Source organism: Nocardiopsis sp. NPDC006198 (assembly GCF_040613895.1).
GTDB classification, from domain to species: domain Bacteria; phylum Actinomycetota; class Actinomycetes; order Streptosporangiales; family Streptosporangiaceae; genus Nocardiopsis; species Nocardiopsis tropica.
In genome coordinates, this window is sequence record NZ_JBEXSY010000035.1 from 26,194 (window position 1) to 40,979 (window position 14,786).

16 protein-coding genes are annotated in these 14,786 nt (G+C 70.9%); 12 read left to right on the top strand and 4 right to left on the bottom strand.

The window, feature by feature from the left end:
- Position 1: 1 nt before the first annotated feature.
- Positions 2-997 (bottom strand): bifunctional adenosylcobinamide kinase/adenosylcobinamide-phosphate guanylyltransferase, encoded by a 996-nt coding sequence (locus ABZ234_RS21870; protein ID WP_355013280.1) that lies wholly within the window; start codon positions 995-997, stop codon positions 2-4.
- 206 nt (positions 998-1,203) lie between these two features.
- Here ABZ234_RS21870 and ABZ234_RS21875 point away from each other — a divergent pair, with 206 nt between their 5' ends.
- A complete protein-coding gene (locus ABZ234_RS21875; protein WP_267948859.1) occupies positions 1,204-1,410 on the top strand; it encodes a hypothetical protein in 207 nt (68 codons plus the stop codon).
- A 217-nt stretch (positions 1,411-1,627) separates the two neighbouring features.
- Here ABZ234_RS21875 and ABZ234_RS21880 read toward each other — a convergent pair whose 3' ends face one another.
- On the bottom strand, positions 1,628-2,635 hold the full coding sequence (locus ABZ234_RS21880) for an aldo/keto reductase family protein (RefSeq protein WP_267948860.1): 1,008 nt from the start codon (positions 2,633-2,635) through the stop codon (positions 1,628-1,630).
- A 144-nt stretch (positions 2,636-2,779) separates the two neighbouring features.
- Positions 2,780-3,454: a DUF3043 domain-containing protein gene (locus ABZ234_RS21885; RefSeq protein ID WP_267948861.1), complete on the bottom strand. Its 675-nt coding sequence runs from the start codon at positions 3,452-3,454 to the stop codon at positions 2,780-2,782.
- 96 nt (positions 3,455-3,550) lie between these two features.
- Between ABZ234_RS21885 and ABZ234_RS21890 the strand changes: the two genes are divergently transcribed.
- The 7 genes from ABZ234_RS21890 to rpsD all read left to right on the top strand — a co-directional run bounded on the left by ABZ234_RS21890 (position 3,551) and on the right by rpsD (position 9,325).
- On the top strand, positions 3,551-4,318 hold the full coding sequence (locus ABZ234_RS21890; RefSeq protein WP_267948862.1) for a PspA/IM30 family protein: 768 nt from the start codon (positions 3,551-3,553) through the stop codon (positions 4,316-4,318).
- On the top strand, positions 4,315-4,593 hold the full coding sequence (locus tag ABZ234_RS21895) for a hypothetical protein (protein ID WP_355013266.1): 279 nt from the start codon (positions 4,315-4,317) through the stop codon (positions 4,591-4,593). The genes ABZ234_RS21890 and ABZ234_RS21895 overlap by 4 nt, the downstream gene beginning before the upstream one ends.
- 346 nt (positions 4,594-4,939) lie before the next feature.
- Positions 4,940-5,860: a zinc metalloprotease HtpX gene (gene htpX / locus ABZ234_RS21900; RefSeq protein WP_355013267.1), complete on the top strand. Its 921-nt coding sequence runs from the start codon at positions 4,940-4,942 to the stop codon at positions 5,858-5,860.
- 44 nt (positions 5,861-5,904) lie between these two features.
- Complete coding sequence (locus ABZ234_RS21905; RefSeq protein WP_355013268.1) at positions 5,905-6,504, top strand: hypothetical protein; 600 nt, start codon at positions 5,905-5,907, stop codon at positions 6,502-6,504.
- Positions 6,505-6,796: 292 nt separating this feature from the next.
- On the top strand, positions 6,797-7,144 hold the full coding sequence (locus ABZ234_RS21910) for an iron-sulfur cluster assembly accessory protein (RefSeq protein WP_267948866.1): 348 nt from the start codon (positions 6,797-6,799) through the stop codon (positions 7,142-7,144).
- Between the two features lie 233 nt (positions 7,145-7,377).
- Positions 7,378-8,349, top strand: a complete 972-nt coding sequence (locus ABZ234_RS21915) for a carbohydrate kinase family protein (protein ID WP_267948867.1) — start codon at positions 7,378-7,380, stop codon at positions 8,347-8,349.
- Positions 8,350-8,713: 364 nt separating this feature from the next.
- Positions 8,714-9,325 (top strand): 30S ribosomal protein S4, encoded by a 612-nt coding sequence (gene rpsD / locus ABZ234_RS21920; protein WP_267948868.1) that lies wholly within the window; start codon positions 8,714-8,716, stop codon positions 9,323-9,325.
- A gap of 176 nt (positions 9,326-9,501) precedes the next feature.
- On the opposite strand, the gene ABZ234_RS21925 is transcribed toward rpsD, so the two are convergent.
- Positions 9,502-9,750, bottom strand: a complete 249-nt coding sequence (locus ABZ234_RS21925; protein ID WP_267948869.1) for a sulfurtransferase TusA family protein — start codon at positions 9,748-9,750, stop codon at positions 9,502-9,504.
- 538 nt (positions 9,751-10,288) lie between these two features.
- On the opposite strand from ABZ234_RS21925, the gene coxB reads away from it, so the two are divergent.
- From coxB to ABZ234_RS21945, 4 genes are all read left to right on the top strand, one after another.
- A complete protein-coding gene (gene coxB, locus ABZ234_RS21930) occupies positions 10,289-11,110 on the top strand; it encodes a cytochrome c oxidase subunit II (protein ID WP_355013269.1) in 822 nt (273 codons plus the stop codon).
- Entirely contained in the window at positions 11,110-12,777 is a 1,668-nt protein-coding gene (gene ctaD, locus ABZ234_RS21935) for a cytochrome c oxidase subunit I (protein WP_267948871.1), read from the top strand. Before coxB ends, ctaD begins: the two co-directional genes overlap by 1 nt.
- A gap of 10 nt (positions 12,778-12,787) precedes the next feature.
- Positions 12,788-13,213, top strand: a complete 426-nt coding sequence (locus tag ABZ234_RS21940; protein ID WP_330161708.1) for a cytochrome c oxidase subunit 4 — start codon at positions 12,788-12,790, stop codon at positions 13,211-13,213.
- Between the two features lie 252 nt (positions 13,214-13,465).
- A complete protein-coding gene (locus ABZ234_RS21945; RefSeq protein ID WP_355013270.1) occupies positions 13,466-14,767 on the top strand; it encodes an Ig-like domain-containing protein in 1,302 nt (433 codons plus the stop codon).
- Positions 14,768-14,786 lie beyond the last annotated feature (19 nt).

A 14,786-nucleotide genomic window follows, 5' to 3' on the forward strand; every position in this document is an offset into this window, starting at 1 on the left:
GTCAAGGCAGTTCCAGGACGCGGCCGGCCGTCACGAGGACCACGTCCTCGGACTCTGCTCCCACCCACTGGTTCAGCCGGCCGAGGTGGTCGCGGAAGAGCCGCCCGGAACGGGTCGCGGGCACCACCCCCGACCCCGCCTCGTTGGTGACGGCCACGACGTAGGCCCGGGTCCCGCGCCAGGCCTCCAGCAGGTCCCGGACCGCCGCCTCCACCCGCTCCTCGGCGTCGGGGGGCGGCGCCTCGTCCCACAGCCCCGCCCCGTCCATCACCCGGGTCAGCCAGGTGCCGAGGCAGTCGACCAGGACCGCTCCCTCCGCCCGCCGGAGCAGCGGGGCCAGGTCGGTGGTCTGCTCGGTCCGCCACCACCAGGGGCGGCGGCGCACGTGCCTGTCCACCCGGTCGGCCCACTCGGGGTCCTCGGACGGGTCCGGCTCCGGCCCGGTCGCCGCGTACAGCACCCTCGGCTCCGCGAGCAGGCGCAGCTCCGCCTCCGTCGACTTCCCCGAGCGGGCGCCGCCGGTGACCAGGGTCCGGTGCGGCCCCTGCGGGCGCGGCTCCGGCCACACGGACGGCGGGCACGACATGACCTGGCCGTCTCCGGGGGCCAGGGCGCCCCACAGCCGCGCGCGCCGGGCGAACTCCTGCGGCGAGGGGATCCGGTGGTCGCCGCCCACGGCCACGACGGCGGTGGTCACCCCGATCACCCCCGAGCGCCGCAGCTCGCCGATGACCTCCGGGCGCCGCGCGGCGTCCACGACGACCATGTCCACCTGCTGTTCGGGCCGTGCCGAGGAGTAGCCGGAGAGCCCCTCCGCCCGTGCTTCCACCGGGGGGCCGCCGGGCAGCGGGCCCGGGCCCGACCGGGCGTAGAGCAGCCTGCCGCCGTCGGCGGCCTCGACCAGGCAGCCGTCCGGCGTCGCGGACACGGTGTATCCCGGGGGCACGGGGCCGACCGCGCCCGCCTCGCGGACGCGGAAGCGGTCGTCGACGGTCACGCGCACGGGCAGGCGGCGTTCGGCCAGGGCCTTGTTGCAGGAGGAGCAGGTGCACTGCGGTGCGGGCCAGCCCGCGGGACCCGCCGTCCCCTGAAATCGGATACGCACCGGAAAAGTAAACAGCATGCCGGACCGCGCCTTGGTTAAGCTCGGCACAGGATCACGGTGACCACCACCGCGGCCTGCGTGACGAAGGGCGGTCGAACATGGCGTGGACCTGGCGGTACTTCGAGGCCGACGGCGCCGACCCTCTGGCGGAGGACCTGCCGTCCGAGTCGTTCACCTCGCGTGGCGACGCGGAGAGCTGGCTGGGGGAGAACTGGCAGGAGCTCGCCGAGGGGGGCGTCGGCCGCGTCGCCCTCCTGGAGGACGACCGGGAGGTCTACGCGATGGCCCTGGAGCCCGTCGAGTAGGGCCCCGGCGCCTGCCGCCCCCCGTGGGCGCGACGGGCGGAGCCCCGGAAGGCGGGCCCGGGACGTGGTCGTGCGGCGTACCCGTCCACAGCCCGGGCCCGGTCGCCGGGCGTCCCGGCGGCGCACATGACCGCCCGGGGCCCCGGCGCCGTCCGGGGAACGCCCGGGCCCGTGACCGGACGACAGCCCGGTCACGGGCCCGGGGCCGGACGACGGGCTAGATGCCGTGGACGTCCTCGGGGCTCTTCGTCAGCGCGGGGTCGCGCTGGACGCTGTCGCCGAGGACCTCGTCGATCCGCTCCAGCAGGTCCGCGTCGAGCCGGACCCCCGCGGCCTTCACGTTGCCCTCGACCTGCTCGGGGCGTGAGGCGCCGATGATCGCCGACGACACGTTCGGGTTCTGGAGGACCCAGGCCAGGGACAGCTGCGCCAGGGTCAGGCCCGCCTCGGCCGCCAGCGGCTCCAGCCGCTGGACCCGCTCCAGCAGGACCTGGTCGCCGACCTTGTCGGCGATGGCCTGCTTGATCTTGGGATCGGTCGCGCGCGAGCCCTCCGGCAGGTCCTGGCCCGGCTTGTACTTGCCGCTCAGGACGCCTCCCGCCAGGGGCGACCACACGATCTGGCCGATGCCCTCGCGCTCGCAGACCGGGACGACCTCGGACTCGACGACCCGCCACACCATGTTGTACTGCGGCTGGCTGGAGACGATCCGGTCGAAGCCCATCTCGTCGGCGATCCTCAGCGCCTGCTCGATCTCGTCCGCGCGCCACTCCGAGACGCCGATGTAGAGGACCTTGCCCTGGCGGACCAGGTCCTCGAACGCCCGCATCGTCTCCTCCAGGGGGGTGGAGTAGTCGAACCGGTGCGCCTGGTACAGGTCCAGGTAGTCGGTCCCGAGGCGGCGCAGGGAGTCCTCGGCGCCGCGGAGGACGTGCTTGCGGGAGAGGCCGCGGTCGTTCCTGCCGTCGCCCATGGGCCAGTAGACCTTGGAGAAGATCTCGAGGCCGTCCCGGCGCTCGCCCTTCAGCGCCCGGCCGAGGACCTCCTCGGCCTTGCCCCTGGCGTACACGTCCGCGGTGTCGAACGTGGTGATGCCCGCGTCCAGGGCCGCGCGGACACAGGCCGCGGCCGTGTCCTCCTCCACCTGGGAGCCGTGGGTGAGCCAGTTCCCGTAGGCGATCTCGCTGACCATGAGACCGCTGTTGCCTAGATGCCGAAAGTCCATGGGCAGCACTCTAGTGGGGGATCGTGCCGATTTGTCAGGAATGTAACGGCATGACTGGGACCGCTCCCGAGTCGGGGAGGAGTGAAGGGCCGGTGCGGACACCGGCCCTACTCACGTGGCGCGGGGGCGGGGAGGCGCGGGGAGTCAGCGCGCGCCGCGGGGCGTCGGGTCCTCGCCGACCTTGATCCGCGGCTTGGGCAGGCGCAGGCGGCGGAACTGCAGCTGGCGCATGGCCGCGTACATCCCGATGCCCCGGATGGCGGTGTCGTCGGGGAAGTACTCCAGGGCGCGCTTCTTGACGGCGCGGCCCACCAGGACGCCCTCGGCGATGATCGTCACCATCATCAGCGGCCAGGCCACGTAGGCCACGCCGACCTGGAAGAGCGGGTTGTTGATGAACAGCAGGGCGATGATGACGATCGAGAACGGCAGGAAGAACTCGCTGGCGCTGCGGCGCGAGTCGATGTAGTCGCGGGCGAACGCGCGGGCCTCGCCCAGGTCCTGCTGGCGGTAGTAGCGGGCCTCGTCCTTGGGCACGCCCTTGAGGCCGCCGGAACTCCGGACGGTCTGGCCGCGTTGACGGTCGAGACGGTCCCGGTAGGCGCGGTAGGCCTCCTTACGGCTCTCGGGGGCCTTCACCGGCTTGCGGGGGATCGTCTCGGATTCCCTGCGCTTTGGGGTGGGGACACCCTTCTTGGGGGTGTATCCCTTAGGTTGGGTGGCCTCAGTGGCCTCGGGGCTGGCGGATTCGGAAGAGTGCGAATCCGTGGCTGCGGAAGCGGAGCGACGTCGGAACACACCCACAGGGTAGCCGGTCATAGCTTTATGGCGACCGCGGGCCAGACCGCGTAGGGTTGGGCAAAGCGCCCGCTGGGAACAGCCGATGTACGCACCGAGAAGGGGACGGCCACGCCGATGAGCGTGTTTCAGCGACTTTCGATGATCTTCAAATCCAAGGCCAACAAGGCCTTGGACTCGGTCGAGGACCCCAGGGAAACCCTCGACTACTCGTACCAGAAACAGCTCGAACTCCTGCAGAAGGTCCGTCGCGGGGTGGCGGACGTCGCGACCTCCCGCAAGCGGGTCGAGCTCCAGATCCAGCAGCTGGAGCAGCAGTCCGGCAAGCTGGAGAACCAGGGCCGGGCGGCCCTGACCCAGGGCCGCGAGGACCTCGCCCGCGAGGCCCTCACCCGCCGCTCCGGCCTGGCCACGCAGATCGAGGGCCTGCGCGAGCAGCACGCCAACCTCCAGGGCGAGGAGCAGAAGCTCACGCTGGCGGCCCAGCGCCTCCAGGCCAAGGTGGACGCCTTCCGCACGCGCAAGGAGACCATCAAGGCGACGTACACCGCCGCCCAGGCCCAGACGCAGATCAGCGAGGCCTTCTCCGGCATCTCCGAGGAGATGGGCGACGTCGGCATGGCGGTCCAGCGTGCCGAGGACAAGACCGCCGAGATGCAGGCCCGCGCCGGCGCCGTCGACGAACTGCTCGCCTCCGGCGCGCTCGACGACGTCACCGGCACCGCCAAGGACGACATCCAGAGCGAGCTCGACCGGATGGCCAGCACCACCGGCGTCGAGGCCGAGCTGGAGCGCATGAAGATGGAGCTCGGCGGCGGCAGCTCCACCCCTCAGATCGAGGGCGGGAACGGCGCCGGCAGCACCGGGAACCGGGAGGGCTCGTGATCGTCCGCATCATGGGTGAGGGCCAGGTCGACCTGACCGAGGCCGACCTGCAACTGCTCAACTCCTTCGACTCCGCGCTGGAGTCGGCGATCGAGTCGGGTGACGAGGAGACGTTCCGCCGGGCCCTGCACGACCTTCTCGCGAAGGTCCGGGAGGACGGCAGGCCGCTGCCCCCCGACGCCCTGGAGCCGTCCGAGTTCATCCTTCCGCACGCCGACGCCAGCATGGAAGAGGTGCGGCAGATGCTCCAGGACGACGGGCTCATCCCCGGCTAGGACCGGTCCTCTCCGTCCGCGCACACCGCATCCGTCCAGGTGTGCGCCGGACAGGGGCAGCGGGATCCGACAGGCCCGGCCACGGCCGGTCGGAACCGCGCTCGGTGCCTGCGCGCGCGTGTTTTCGCCGAGGCCGCCGTGACACCGTCACGGCGGCCTCGGCGTGTGCGGGGGCCGGTGTGCCACGGAACACCCCGCGCCCGGCCGCCCCGGTGGAACCCGGCGCCCCCGCGTCCCCGTTGACCGGAGAGGGGGACGCACCGTGGGGGACACGCTGTACACCGCTTTGACCCCTTTCTCACCTGTGCGAACTACACTCCGAGACAGTCGGGGAGAGGAGTGCGGCATGGCTGGTTCCAAGTTCAGGCCGGACCGCGGGCTCACCACCCGGATGGTGACGACCATGGGCCTCCTGGCCCTGGTGTACGCGGCCTTCGTGGTCGGACTGGTCCTGGTGGGGCTCAACGTGTGGCTCGTGGTCCTCCTCGTCGCCGGGTTCGCGCTCTTCAGCTACTTCGCCTCCGACAAGATCGCCATGTTCTCCATGGGGGCCAAGGAGGTCACGCCCCAGCAGGCGCCCGAGCTGCACGCCGTGGTCGACCGGCTGTGCGCCATGGCCGACATGGCCAAGCCCAGGGTCGGGGTCGCCGACACCGACGTCCCCAACGCCTTCGCCACCGGCCACAACGAGAAGAGCGCGGTCATCTGCGTGACGACCGGCCTCATGCGCCGCCTGGAGGGTCCCGAGCTGGAGGCGGTCGTCGCCCACGAGCTGTCCCACATCGCCCACCGCGACGTCATGGTCATGACCGTCGCCGGGTTCCTCGGCATCGTCGCGGGCTTCCTCACCCAGGCGGGCCTGCGCTTCGCCATGTTCGCCGGAGCGAGCCGCGGCAACAACAACGGGCCGGCGCCCGCGGTGGTCGCCCTCCTGGTCGTCCTGGTCAGCGCCGTCGCCTGGGCGCTCAGCTTCCTGCTCACCCGGGCGCTGTCCCGGTACCGGGAGCTCTCGGCCGACCGGGCCGCCGCCTACCTGACCGGGCGCCCCTCCGTGCTGGGGAGCGCCCTCACCAAGATCACCGGCGACATGGCGCGGATCCCGAGCCGCGACCTGCGCCAGGTGGAGCCGTTCAACGCGTTCTTCTTCGCCCCCGCCCTCTCCCGCAAGGGGTTCAGCTTCAGCCGGCTGGTCGCGACCCACCCCCCGGTCGACCAGCGCCTGTCCCAGCTCTCCGAGATCTCCCGGCAGCTCGGACAGGGCCGCTGAGCGGGGTCGCGGCGGGCGCCACCCGACCGACGAGGGAGCACACGATGAGTTTCTGGCGGGCCCTGCTGGGCCGCTCCAAGCCGACCGCACCCGACCTCGACGCCCTCTTCGGCCTGCCCTCGGCGGCCGTCACCCTGCGGGCCGCGGCCGGGTTCCGGCCCACCGGCACGGGGTCCGTCGCCTTCCGCGCCACCGAGGGCGCGGCCTTCGCCGACCTGGAACGCGACATCACCGCGCTGCTCGACGCCGGCGACGGGCCGCCGGTCGACCAGGTCACCGACGACTACGGCTACACGTGGCTGGTCGTCCGCTCGCACGACCCGGCGGGAGCGGAGGGGGAGGTCACCGACCCCGACATCACCGGCCTGGTCACCGACCTGCACGCCGTCAACTCCACCCTGGAGGCCAACGGGTACGGACCCTCGCTCCTGTGCTCCCTCGTCGGGTTCACGGACGGGACGCGCTCCCTGGGCCTCGTGTACCTGTACAAGCGCGGGACCTTCTACCCCTTCGCGCCCACCGGCGACGGCCGGCACAGGGACAACGCCCTCGAACTCCAGCTCGAGGCCGCCGTCGGCGACGACCTGCCCCTGGAGCGGGACCGCTCGCGCTGGTTCCCGGTCTACGGCGCGCCGGGACTGTGACCCGGGACGCCATCTCCCGGCGGCACGGACCGCGCCGGGAGATGGCGTCCCGGGGCCGGACAAATTACCCTGGGAGGACGAGCACACCCGTGCTTCGCCGGAACCTCCCCCACGCCAGGGGGCACTGGGGAACGGTGGCAGGGAGAACACAGCGGCGGCACGGCGGAATGCCGGACCGGCCCCGGGCGTTGGGACCCGTTGAAGAGGACAGGACCCGCCGCGGCGGGCCGGTCCCCCAAGCGACCAGGGGTCGCCAGGCAGCCGCAACCCCTTTTCAGAGGAGCTTTACAACATGACGGTTCAGAGCGAGGTCACCGAGGGGATCAACCTCACCGACGAGGCGTCCGGCAAGGTCAGGGCGCTTCTGGAGCAGGAGGGCCGGGACGACCTCCGTCTCCGTGTGGCCGTCCAGCCCGGTGGTTGCTCGGGGCTGCGTTACCAGCTCTACTTCGACGAGCGCGACCTGGACGGGGACGTGGTCACCGACTTCGGCGGCGTCGAGGTCGTCACCGACCGGATGAGCTCCCCCTACCTCGTCGGCGCCACGATCGACTTCGTGGACACCATCGAGAAGCAGGGGTTCACGATCGACAACCCCAACGCCACGGGTTCCTGCGCCTGCGGCGACTCCTTCAACTAGGGGGTACGCCCCCGCCGCCGGCCGCGGCGGGCGGCGGGGCACAGGGGGAGGGCGGACATCCGCCCTCCCCCTCGTCGTTTCCGCAGCCCCGCGCGGGGAATCCCGATGACGGAACCCCGGCCGGGAGCGGCACTCGGTACCCTGGGTCGGTCCGAAACGGGCACGTCCTCGGCCTGCCCGCACCCGTCCGGTCGCCCCGACCGGACGCCTCCCACCCAAGGAGCCTTCGTCCCGTGCGTATCGCGGTTGCCGGATCCATCGCCACCGACCACCTCATGTCCTTCGAGGGCCGGTTCGCGGAACAGATCATCCCCGACCAGATCCAGCAGTTGTCACTCTCCTTCCTGATCGACGAGCTGGACGTCCGTCGCGGAGGCGTCGCGGCCAACATCTGCTTCGGCATGGGCGGCTTCGGCCTCGCCCCCGTCCTCGTCGGCGCGGCGGGGGCCGACTTCGAGGACTACCGCGCCTGGCTGGACCGCCACGGGGTGGACACGTCCGCCGTGTACATCTCCGAGCTGCGGCACACCGCCCGCTTCATCTGCACCACGGACCGCGACCAGAACCAGATCGCCTCGTTCTACGCGGGCGCCATGGCCGAGGCGCGCAACATCGAGCTCCAGGCGGTCGCGGAGCGGGTCGGCGGGCTCGACCTCGTCCTCATCGGCGCCGACGACCCGCTCGCCATGGTCCGCCACAGCGAGGAGTGCCGCACGCGCGGCATCCCCTTCGCGGCGGACCCCTCCCAGCAGCTGGCCCGGATGGAGGGCCCCGAGGTCCGCACCCTCATCGAGGGGGCGACCTTCCTGTTCGGCAACGAGTACGAGAAGGCCCTCGCGGAGCAGAAGACCGGCTGGTCCGACGCGGACGTCCTGAGCCGGGTCGGCACCCGCGTCACCACCCTCGGGGCCAAGGGCGCCCGCATCGACCGGGAGGGCGAGCCGGCCCTGCACGTCCCCGCGGCCTCGGTCGACAACCTCGTCGACCCCACCGGCATGGGGGACGCCTTCCGCGCGGGCTTCCTGGCCGCCCACTCCTGGGGCCTGTCCCTGGAGCGGGCCGCCCAGGTCGGCAACGCCACCGCCGTGCACTGCCTGGAGGCGGACGGTCCGCAGGAGTACACCATGACCGGCGCATCCCTGCTGGAGCGCGTGGAGAAGTCGTACGGCGCCGCGGCCGCCGCCGAGGTCCGGCCGTTCGTCTGACCGGGGGGTCCCGGGCGCCGTCCCCCGCCCGCGCGGGTCGGGGCGGTGCCCGGGAACCCGTAGAGTAGATAGTCGCGACCCGCACGACCCGATCCGATCCCGGACCGGGCCGCGCCCCGAACGGTCGGCCGTGCGCCCCAGGGCGCCCCGGCCGCCCGCACGGGGAGCCCCGTGCCCGCCGGTGCGCTGAAACGCGTACCGGTTACCTAGCCCAAGCCGTCCGCGCAGGGTCGCCGCGACGGTGGGGAACCCACCCCGGACCCCCGTGCCACGGCACGCGGTCGGGGCTCGGGCGCCGTGAGCGCCTCCCAGATCTAGGCAAGCCTTACCTGGGATTCCCTGATTCACCCTGAAAGGACATTGCATGCGCTACACCGGACCGAAGGTGCGGTTGTCCCGGCGCGCCGGCACCCCGCTGACCCGTAAGGCGGTCAGCTACTTCGAGAAGCGTCCGTACCCGCCCGGTGAGCACGGTCGCCGTGTCCGCCGCAACAGCAGCGACTTCGCCGTCCGTCAGGCGGAGAAGCAGAAGGTGCGCTGGTACTACGACCTGACCGAGAAGCAGCTGGTCAGGATCTACGAGAACGCGAAGAAGCGCTCCGGCCGCACCGGTGAGGAGATGCTCGCCGAGCTGGAGATGCGTCTGGCCACGGTCGTGCTGCGCGCCGGTCTGGCCGCGTCGATCTACGCCGCCCGCCAGTTCATCAACCACGGCCACGTCACCGTGGACGGCAAGAAGGTCGACATCCCGTCGTACCAGGTCAAGCCGGGCCAGATCATCGAGGTTCGGGAGAAGTCCCGCAACATGGTGCCGTTCGTCGAGGCCGCCGAGGGCGTCCACGCGGACGACAAGATCGCCGGCTTCCTCGCGGTGAGCCACAAGGACCTGCGCATCGCGGTCATCGACCGCCCCAAGCGCGAGCAGATCCCGGTGCCCTTCGACGAGCAGCTCGTCGTCGAGTTCTACGCCCGCTAGTCGCGAACCCCGCGCCCTGCGCGCGTCCCCAGGGACGCACCGGGGACCGGAGAGGCCGCGCGGACCCCGTCCGCGCGGCCTCGTCGTGTGCGGGCGCCCTCCCGCGCCGCTCCCGGGAAACGCCGGGCGGCGAATCGTTATCGCAACGGGATGGCGGGACGTGCGCCGGAGCCGGTTCAGTACATCCGGCGGATGTGAAACGCGCTACCCCGCCCCAGGGGCTCCTCCGCGAGGAACTCGTGCATCTTCATGCGGCACCACGCGGGGATGTCGGCCCGCGCGGCCGGGTCGTCCGCGGTGACCGCGATGACCGACCCGATGGGCACTTCTCCCAGTCTGGCGGCCAGCATGATGATCGGGACGGGGCACTTGCGGCCCACCGCCTCGACCGTGACCAGCGGGGCCTGCGGCGGATACCCGGGCACGGAACACCCCCTGCGCGTCGTCGTCCTGTCCCCACCATCTTGACCCGCCCGGCCCCGTAAGGCGAACCCGGTTAAGGGCGTCGTAAACCCAGCGATACGCTCGCCTTGGTCTTTCCTCGCGAAGCTTCCGGAACCGCCGCCCACGAGCGGCGGGGTCGCCCGCGGGGAGGAGGGCCCGGGGGGACGCCGGGCCGCGCTCCGTAGCCAGCCGGGAGGGTATCCTCCGCGGGCGAACGGGCCCGGCTCCACGTACCGCCGCGCGTTCCGCGCAGGGGCGTCTGGCAACACGCTGACCAGGTAAGCCCATGAACGGCACGCCGGGCGGTTCGCGATAATGTTTCCCCTTGACAAGCTTTGGACACTTAGGCCGCCCGTGGAGGATCCACGGGCTTCACCGCTGGGAAGGCAATCCGTGAGTCCGACCCGCCAAGAAAATCGGCGCCCCAATCCGCGCCGATGGGCACCACGCGGCGCCGCGCTCGCCGTGCTGGGGCTGGCCGCGACCGGCTGCGCGTCGAACGATCTCACTCGTTTGGGCATGCCGGAGCCGATCACCGACCAAGCCGAGCGTGTTCTCTCGCTCTGGCAGGGCTCCTGGGTGGCGGCTTTCGCGGTCGGCATTCTCGTGTGGGGGCTGATCATCTGGTCAGTCATCTTCCACCGCAAGCGCTCTGAGCAGTTGCCGCCGCAGGTGCGGTACAACATGCCCATCGAAGCGCTCTACACCGTCCTGCCGATCGTCGTCATCTCCGTGCTCTTCTTCTTCACCGCGCGGGACCAGGCGATCATCCTGGACACCGACGAGCCGGCCGACGTGAACATCGAGGTCGTGGCCTTCCAATGGGCCTGGCAGTTCAACTACCTCGACGACACCAAGGAGAACGGCGGCGAGGTGCTCTTCTCCGAGACGGGCATCCCCAACCCGGACGGCACCGCCGACCCCTCGACGCAGACCACCCTGGTGCTTCCCGAGGGCGCGACCGTCCACTTCGACCTCCACTCGCCCGACGTCATCCACTCGTTCTGGATCCCCGAGTTCGGCTTCAAGATGGACGTCGTCCCCGGACGGGACAACGCGTTCCAGGCGAGCCTCACCGAGGACAGCGCGGGCCGGTACATCGGCCGCTGCGCGGAGCTGTGCGGGGTCGACCACACCCGCATGCTCTTCAACGTCGAGGTCCTTCCCCAGGACGAGTACGACGCCTGGGCCGCCGAGCAGGAGCAGGCGGCCGTGACCGCCGAGAACGAGGCCGCCGAGGCCGTGGATTCCGAAGCGGACTCCGCCGACGGCTCGGGCGCCGAGGGATCGGATGCCGAGGGCACCGGTGCGGGCGCGGACGACGCCGAGGAGAACGAGTAATGACCACGACGGCAACACCGGCTCGCACCGACGGCAAGGCGCCGTCGAGCGCGGGCTCGATCATCGTCAACTGGCTGACGTCGACCGACCACAAGGTCATCGGGTACATGTACCTGATCACCTCGTTCGCGTTCTTCCTCTTCGGCGGTGTCCTGGCGCTCCTCATGCGCGCCGAGCTGTTCTCACCGGGCATGCAGGTCATGTCCAACGAGCAGTTCAACCAGCTGTTCACGATGCACGGCACGATCATGCTGCTGATGTTCGCGACCCCGCTCTTCGTCGGGTTCTCCAACATCCTCATGCCGCTGCAGATCGGCGCCCCCGACGTCGCCTTCCCCCGGATCAACCTGTTCGGGTACTACCTGTACCTGTTCGGCAGCCTCATCGCCGTGGGCGGGTTCCTCACCCCGGGCGGCGCGGCCAGCTTCGGCTGGTTCGCGTACACGCCGCTGTCCGACGCGGTCCGCTCGCCGGGCCTGGGCGGCGACCTGTGGATCCTGGGCCTGGCCGTCTCCGGTCTGGGCACCATCCTCGGCGCGGTCAACTTCATCACCACCGGCCTGTGCATGCGCGCGCCCGGCATGACGATGTTCCGCATGCCGATCTTCACCTGGAACACGCTGCTCACCAGCGTCCTGGTGCTCATCGCGTTCCCGGTCCTGACCGCCGCCCTGATCGCCCTGGGCGCCGACCGCATGATCGGCACACACGTCTTCAACGCCGAGCACGGCGGCGCCATCCTGTGGCAGCACCTGTTCTGGTTCTTCGGGCACCCCGAGGTGTACATCATCGCCCTGCCGTTCTTCGGCATCGCGACGGAGATCCTGCCGGTGTTCAGCCGCAAGCCGATCTTCGGCTACAAGAGCCTGGTGGCCGCCACCATCGCCATCGCGGGCCTGTCCGTCACCGTGTGGGCGCACCACATGTTCCCCACGGGCGCGGTCCTGCTGCCGTTCTTCTCCTTCATGACGTTCCTCATCGCGGTCCCGACCGGCGTGAAGTTCTTCAACTGGATCGGCACGATGTGGCGGGGGCAGCTGTCCTTCGAGACGCCGATGCTGTTCACGATCGGCTTCCTGGTCACCTTCCTCTTCGGCGGCCTGACCGGCGTGCTCCTGGCCTCCCCGCCGATCGACTTCCACGTCACCGACTCCTACTTCGTGGTGGCGCACTTCCACTACGTGGTCTTCGGCACCGTGGTGTTCGCGATGTTCGCGGGCTTCTACTTCTGGTGGCCCAAGTTCACCGGCAGGATGCTCAACGAGAAGCTGGGCAAGTTCCACTTCTGGCTGCTGTTCTTCGGCTTCCACGGCACGTTCCTGGTGCAGCACTGGCTCGGGGCCATGGGCTTCCCGCGCCGCTACGCCGACTACCTGCCCGGAGACGGCTTCACCGAGCTGAACCAGATCTCCTCGGTGTCGTCGTTCGTGCTGGGGGCCTCGACGCTCATCTTCTTCTGGAACATGTACATCACCGCGAAGAGGGCGCCGCTGGTCACCGTGGACGACCCGTGGGGTTACGGCTGCTCGCTGGAGTGGGCCACCTCCTGCCCGCCGCCGCGGCACAACTTCACGTCGCTGCCGCGCATCCGCTCGGAGCGTCCCGCGTTCGACCTGAACCACCCGCACGCCGCGGTTCCGGCGGGCACGGACCCCGAGAGGAACTAGGGATCTCGCCATGAAGACGCAGGCCTATCTGTTCATGGGCATCTCGACCTTCTTCGGTCTTGCTGCCGCCCTGTACGTGTACTGGTCCTACCAGGACACCGGCGCCATCGAGTGGACGGGCACCACCGCACTGGTGGTCTCCATCGGCTTCGGCTGGATGATCGGCTTCTGGCTCTGGCAGGCGGCCCGCCGCAGCGAGCGCTTCCACGGGCTCCCCGCGGAGGAGCGGCTGGACGGCGAGATCGCCGAGAACGCCGGGGAGTACGGGTTCTTCAGCCCGCACAGCTGGTGGCCGATGTTCGTCGCGCTGGCCGTCGCGTTCACCGCGGTGGGCGTGGCCATCGGCTGGTGGATGGTGATCACGGGCGCCTTCGCGATCATCCTCACCTCGATCGGCTGGATCTTCGAGTACTACCGCAAGGAGTTCCAGCACTAGGACGCGCCGCCCCGAGCATCGGGCACATACCGTGCCCAAATGCGCACTCCGGGTAGTATGCGACTGTCACCACCCCGGTGGCCGGAAGGCCTCGCACCGCGAGGCCGACCGGCCGCCGGGGTCGTGTTTTCGGTGACCCTGCCGTGACGCGGGGCCTCGTGTCCGGTGCGCGGCGTGTCCGGGACCGGCGGCGTGCGAGGCGCCGTCCCGCGCACCGGGGCCACGTCGCAACCGACGCTGGAGGTCCTTGGCGTGAAGGGACGAGTCTTCCGACCGGCGGTCCGCCGCCTCGTGGCCGCGGTCGCCGCGGTCGTCCTCGTGGCGACGGCCTGCACCACCGCGGGCGGGGACCCGGGAGGTCCCGGCGGGGAGGACGCGCCCGGTCCCGGGATCACCGTCACCCCCGGGACGGGCGCCGCCCCCGTGGCGCCCAACACGCCGGTGCGCGTGGAGGCCTCCGGCGGGACCATCACGGACGTCCGCGTGGAGCAGGTCGCCGCGGACGCGCTCGCGGAGGCCGGCGGGGCGGGGGAGGCCGGGGTGGAGGGGCAGGAGTTCCCGGGAACCCTGAGCGGGGACGGCACCCGGTGGAAGAGCGACCGGAACCTCACCCCCGGCGCGTCGGTGAGCGTCTACGCCACGGCGGAGGACGCCGGCGGCGAGGAGACCGAGGTCGTCGCGGAGTTCCACACCGAGGGCGTCGACGGGGACTCACGCCTCGGGCTCGTCTCCAACCACCCGCAGAGCGGCCAGACCGTGGGCGTCGGCATGCCCGTCGTCGTCGGCTTCGACGTGCCGGTGGAGAACAAGGTCCAGGTGGAGAACTCCATCGAGGTGACCTCCGAACACCCGGTCGAGGGCGCGTGGAACTGGGTCGACGACGAGACGGCGGTGTTCCGGCCCCGGGAGTACTGGGAACCCCGTCAGAAGGTCTCCGTCGACCTGAGGCTGGCCGGGGTGGAGGCGTCCGAGGGCGTCTACGGGACGGAGGACGACCGTATCGACTTCGAGGTCGGCCGGGAGCTCGTCGCCACGATGCACGTCCCCGACCACGAGCTCGAGGTGGAGATCGACGGCGAGCTCGTGCGCACGATCCCGGTGAGCAACGGCAAGGGCCATGAGCGCTTCAACACCACCACCTCCGGCACGCACGTCACCATGGAGAAGTACGCCGAGCTCGTGATGGACTCCGCGACGGTCGGCATCCCCGAGGGCTCGCCCGGGCACTACCGGCTCGACGTGGACTGGGCCGTGCGCACCTCCGACAGCGGCGAGTTCACCCACGCGGCGCCGTGGAACGGCGGTATCGGCCACGCGAACACCTCCAACGGCTGCACCAACATGTCGGTGCGGGACGCCCGGTGGTTCCACGACCAGGCGCTGATGGGCGACATCCTGGAGACCACCGGCACCGGACGCGAACTGGAGTGGGACAACGGGTGGGGCTTCTGGCAGCGCTCCTGGAAGGAGTGGTTGAAGCACAGCGAGACCGGTGAGCCCCAGGTGACCGACGGCTCGGGCACCCCGGGCAGCGTGCACGGCGAGGGCCTGTAGCGGGCAGGGGGCACCGCCC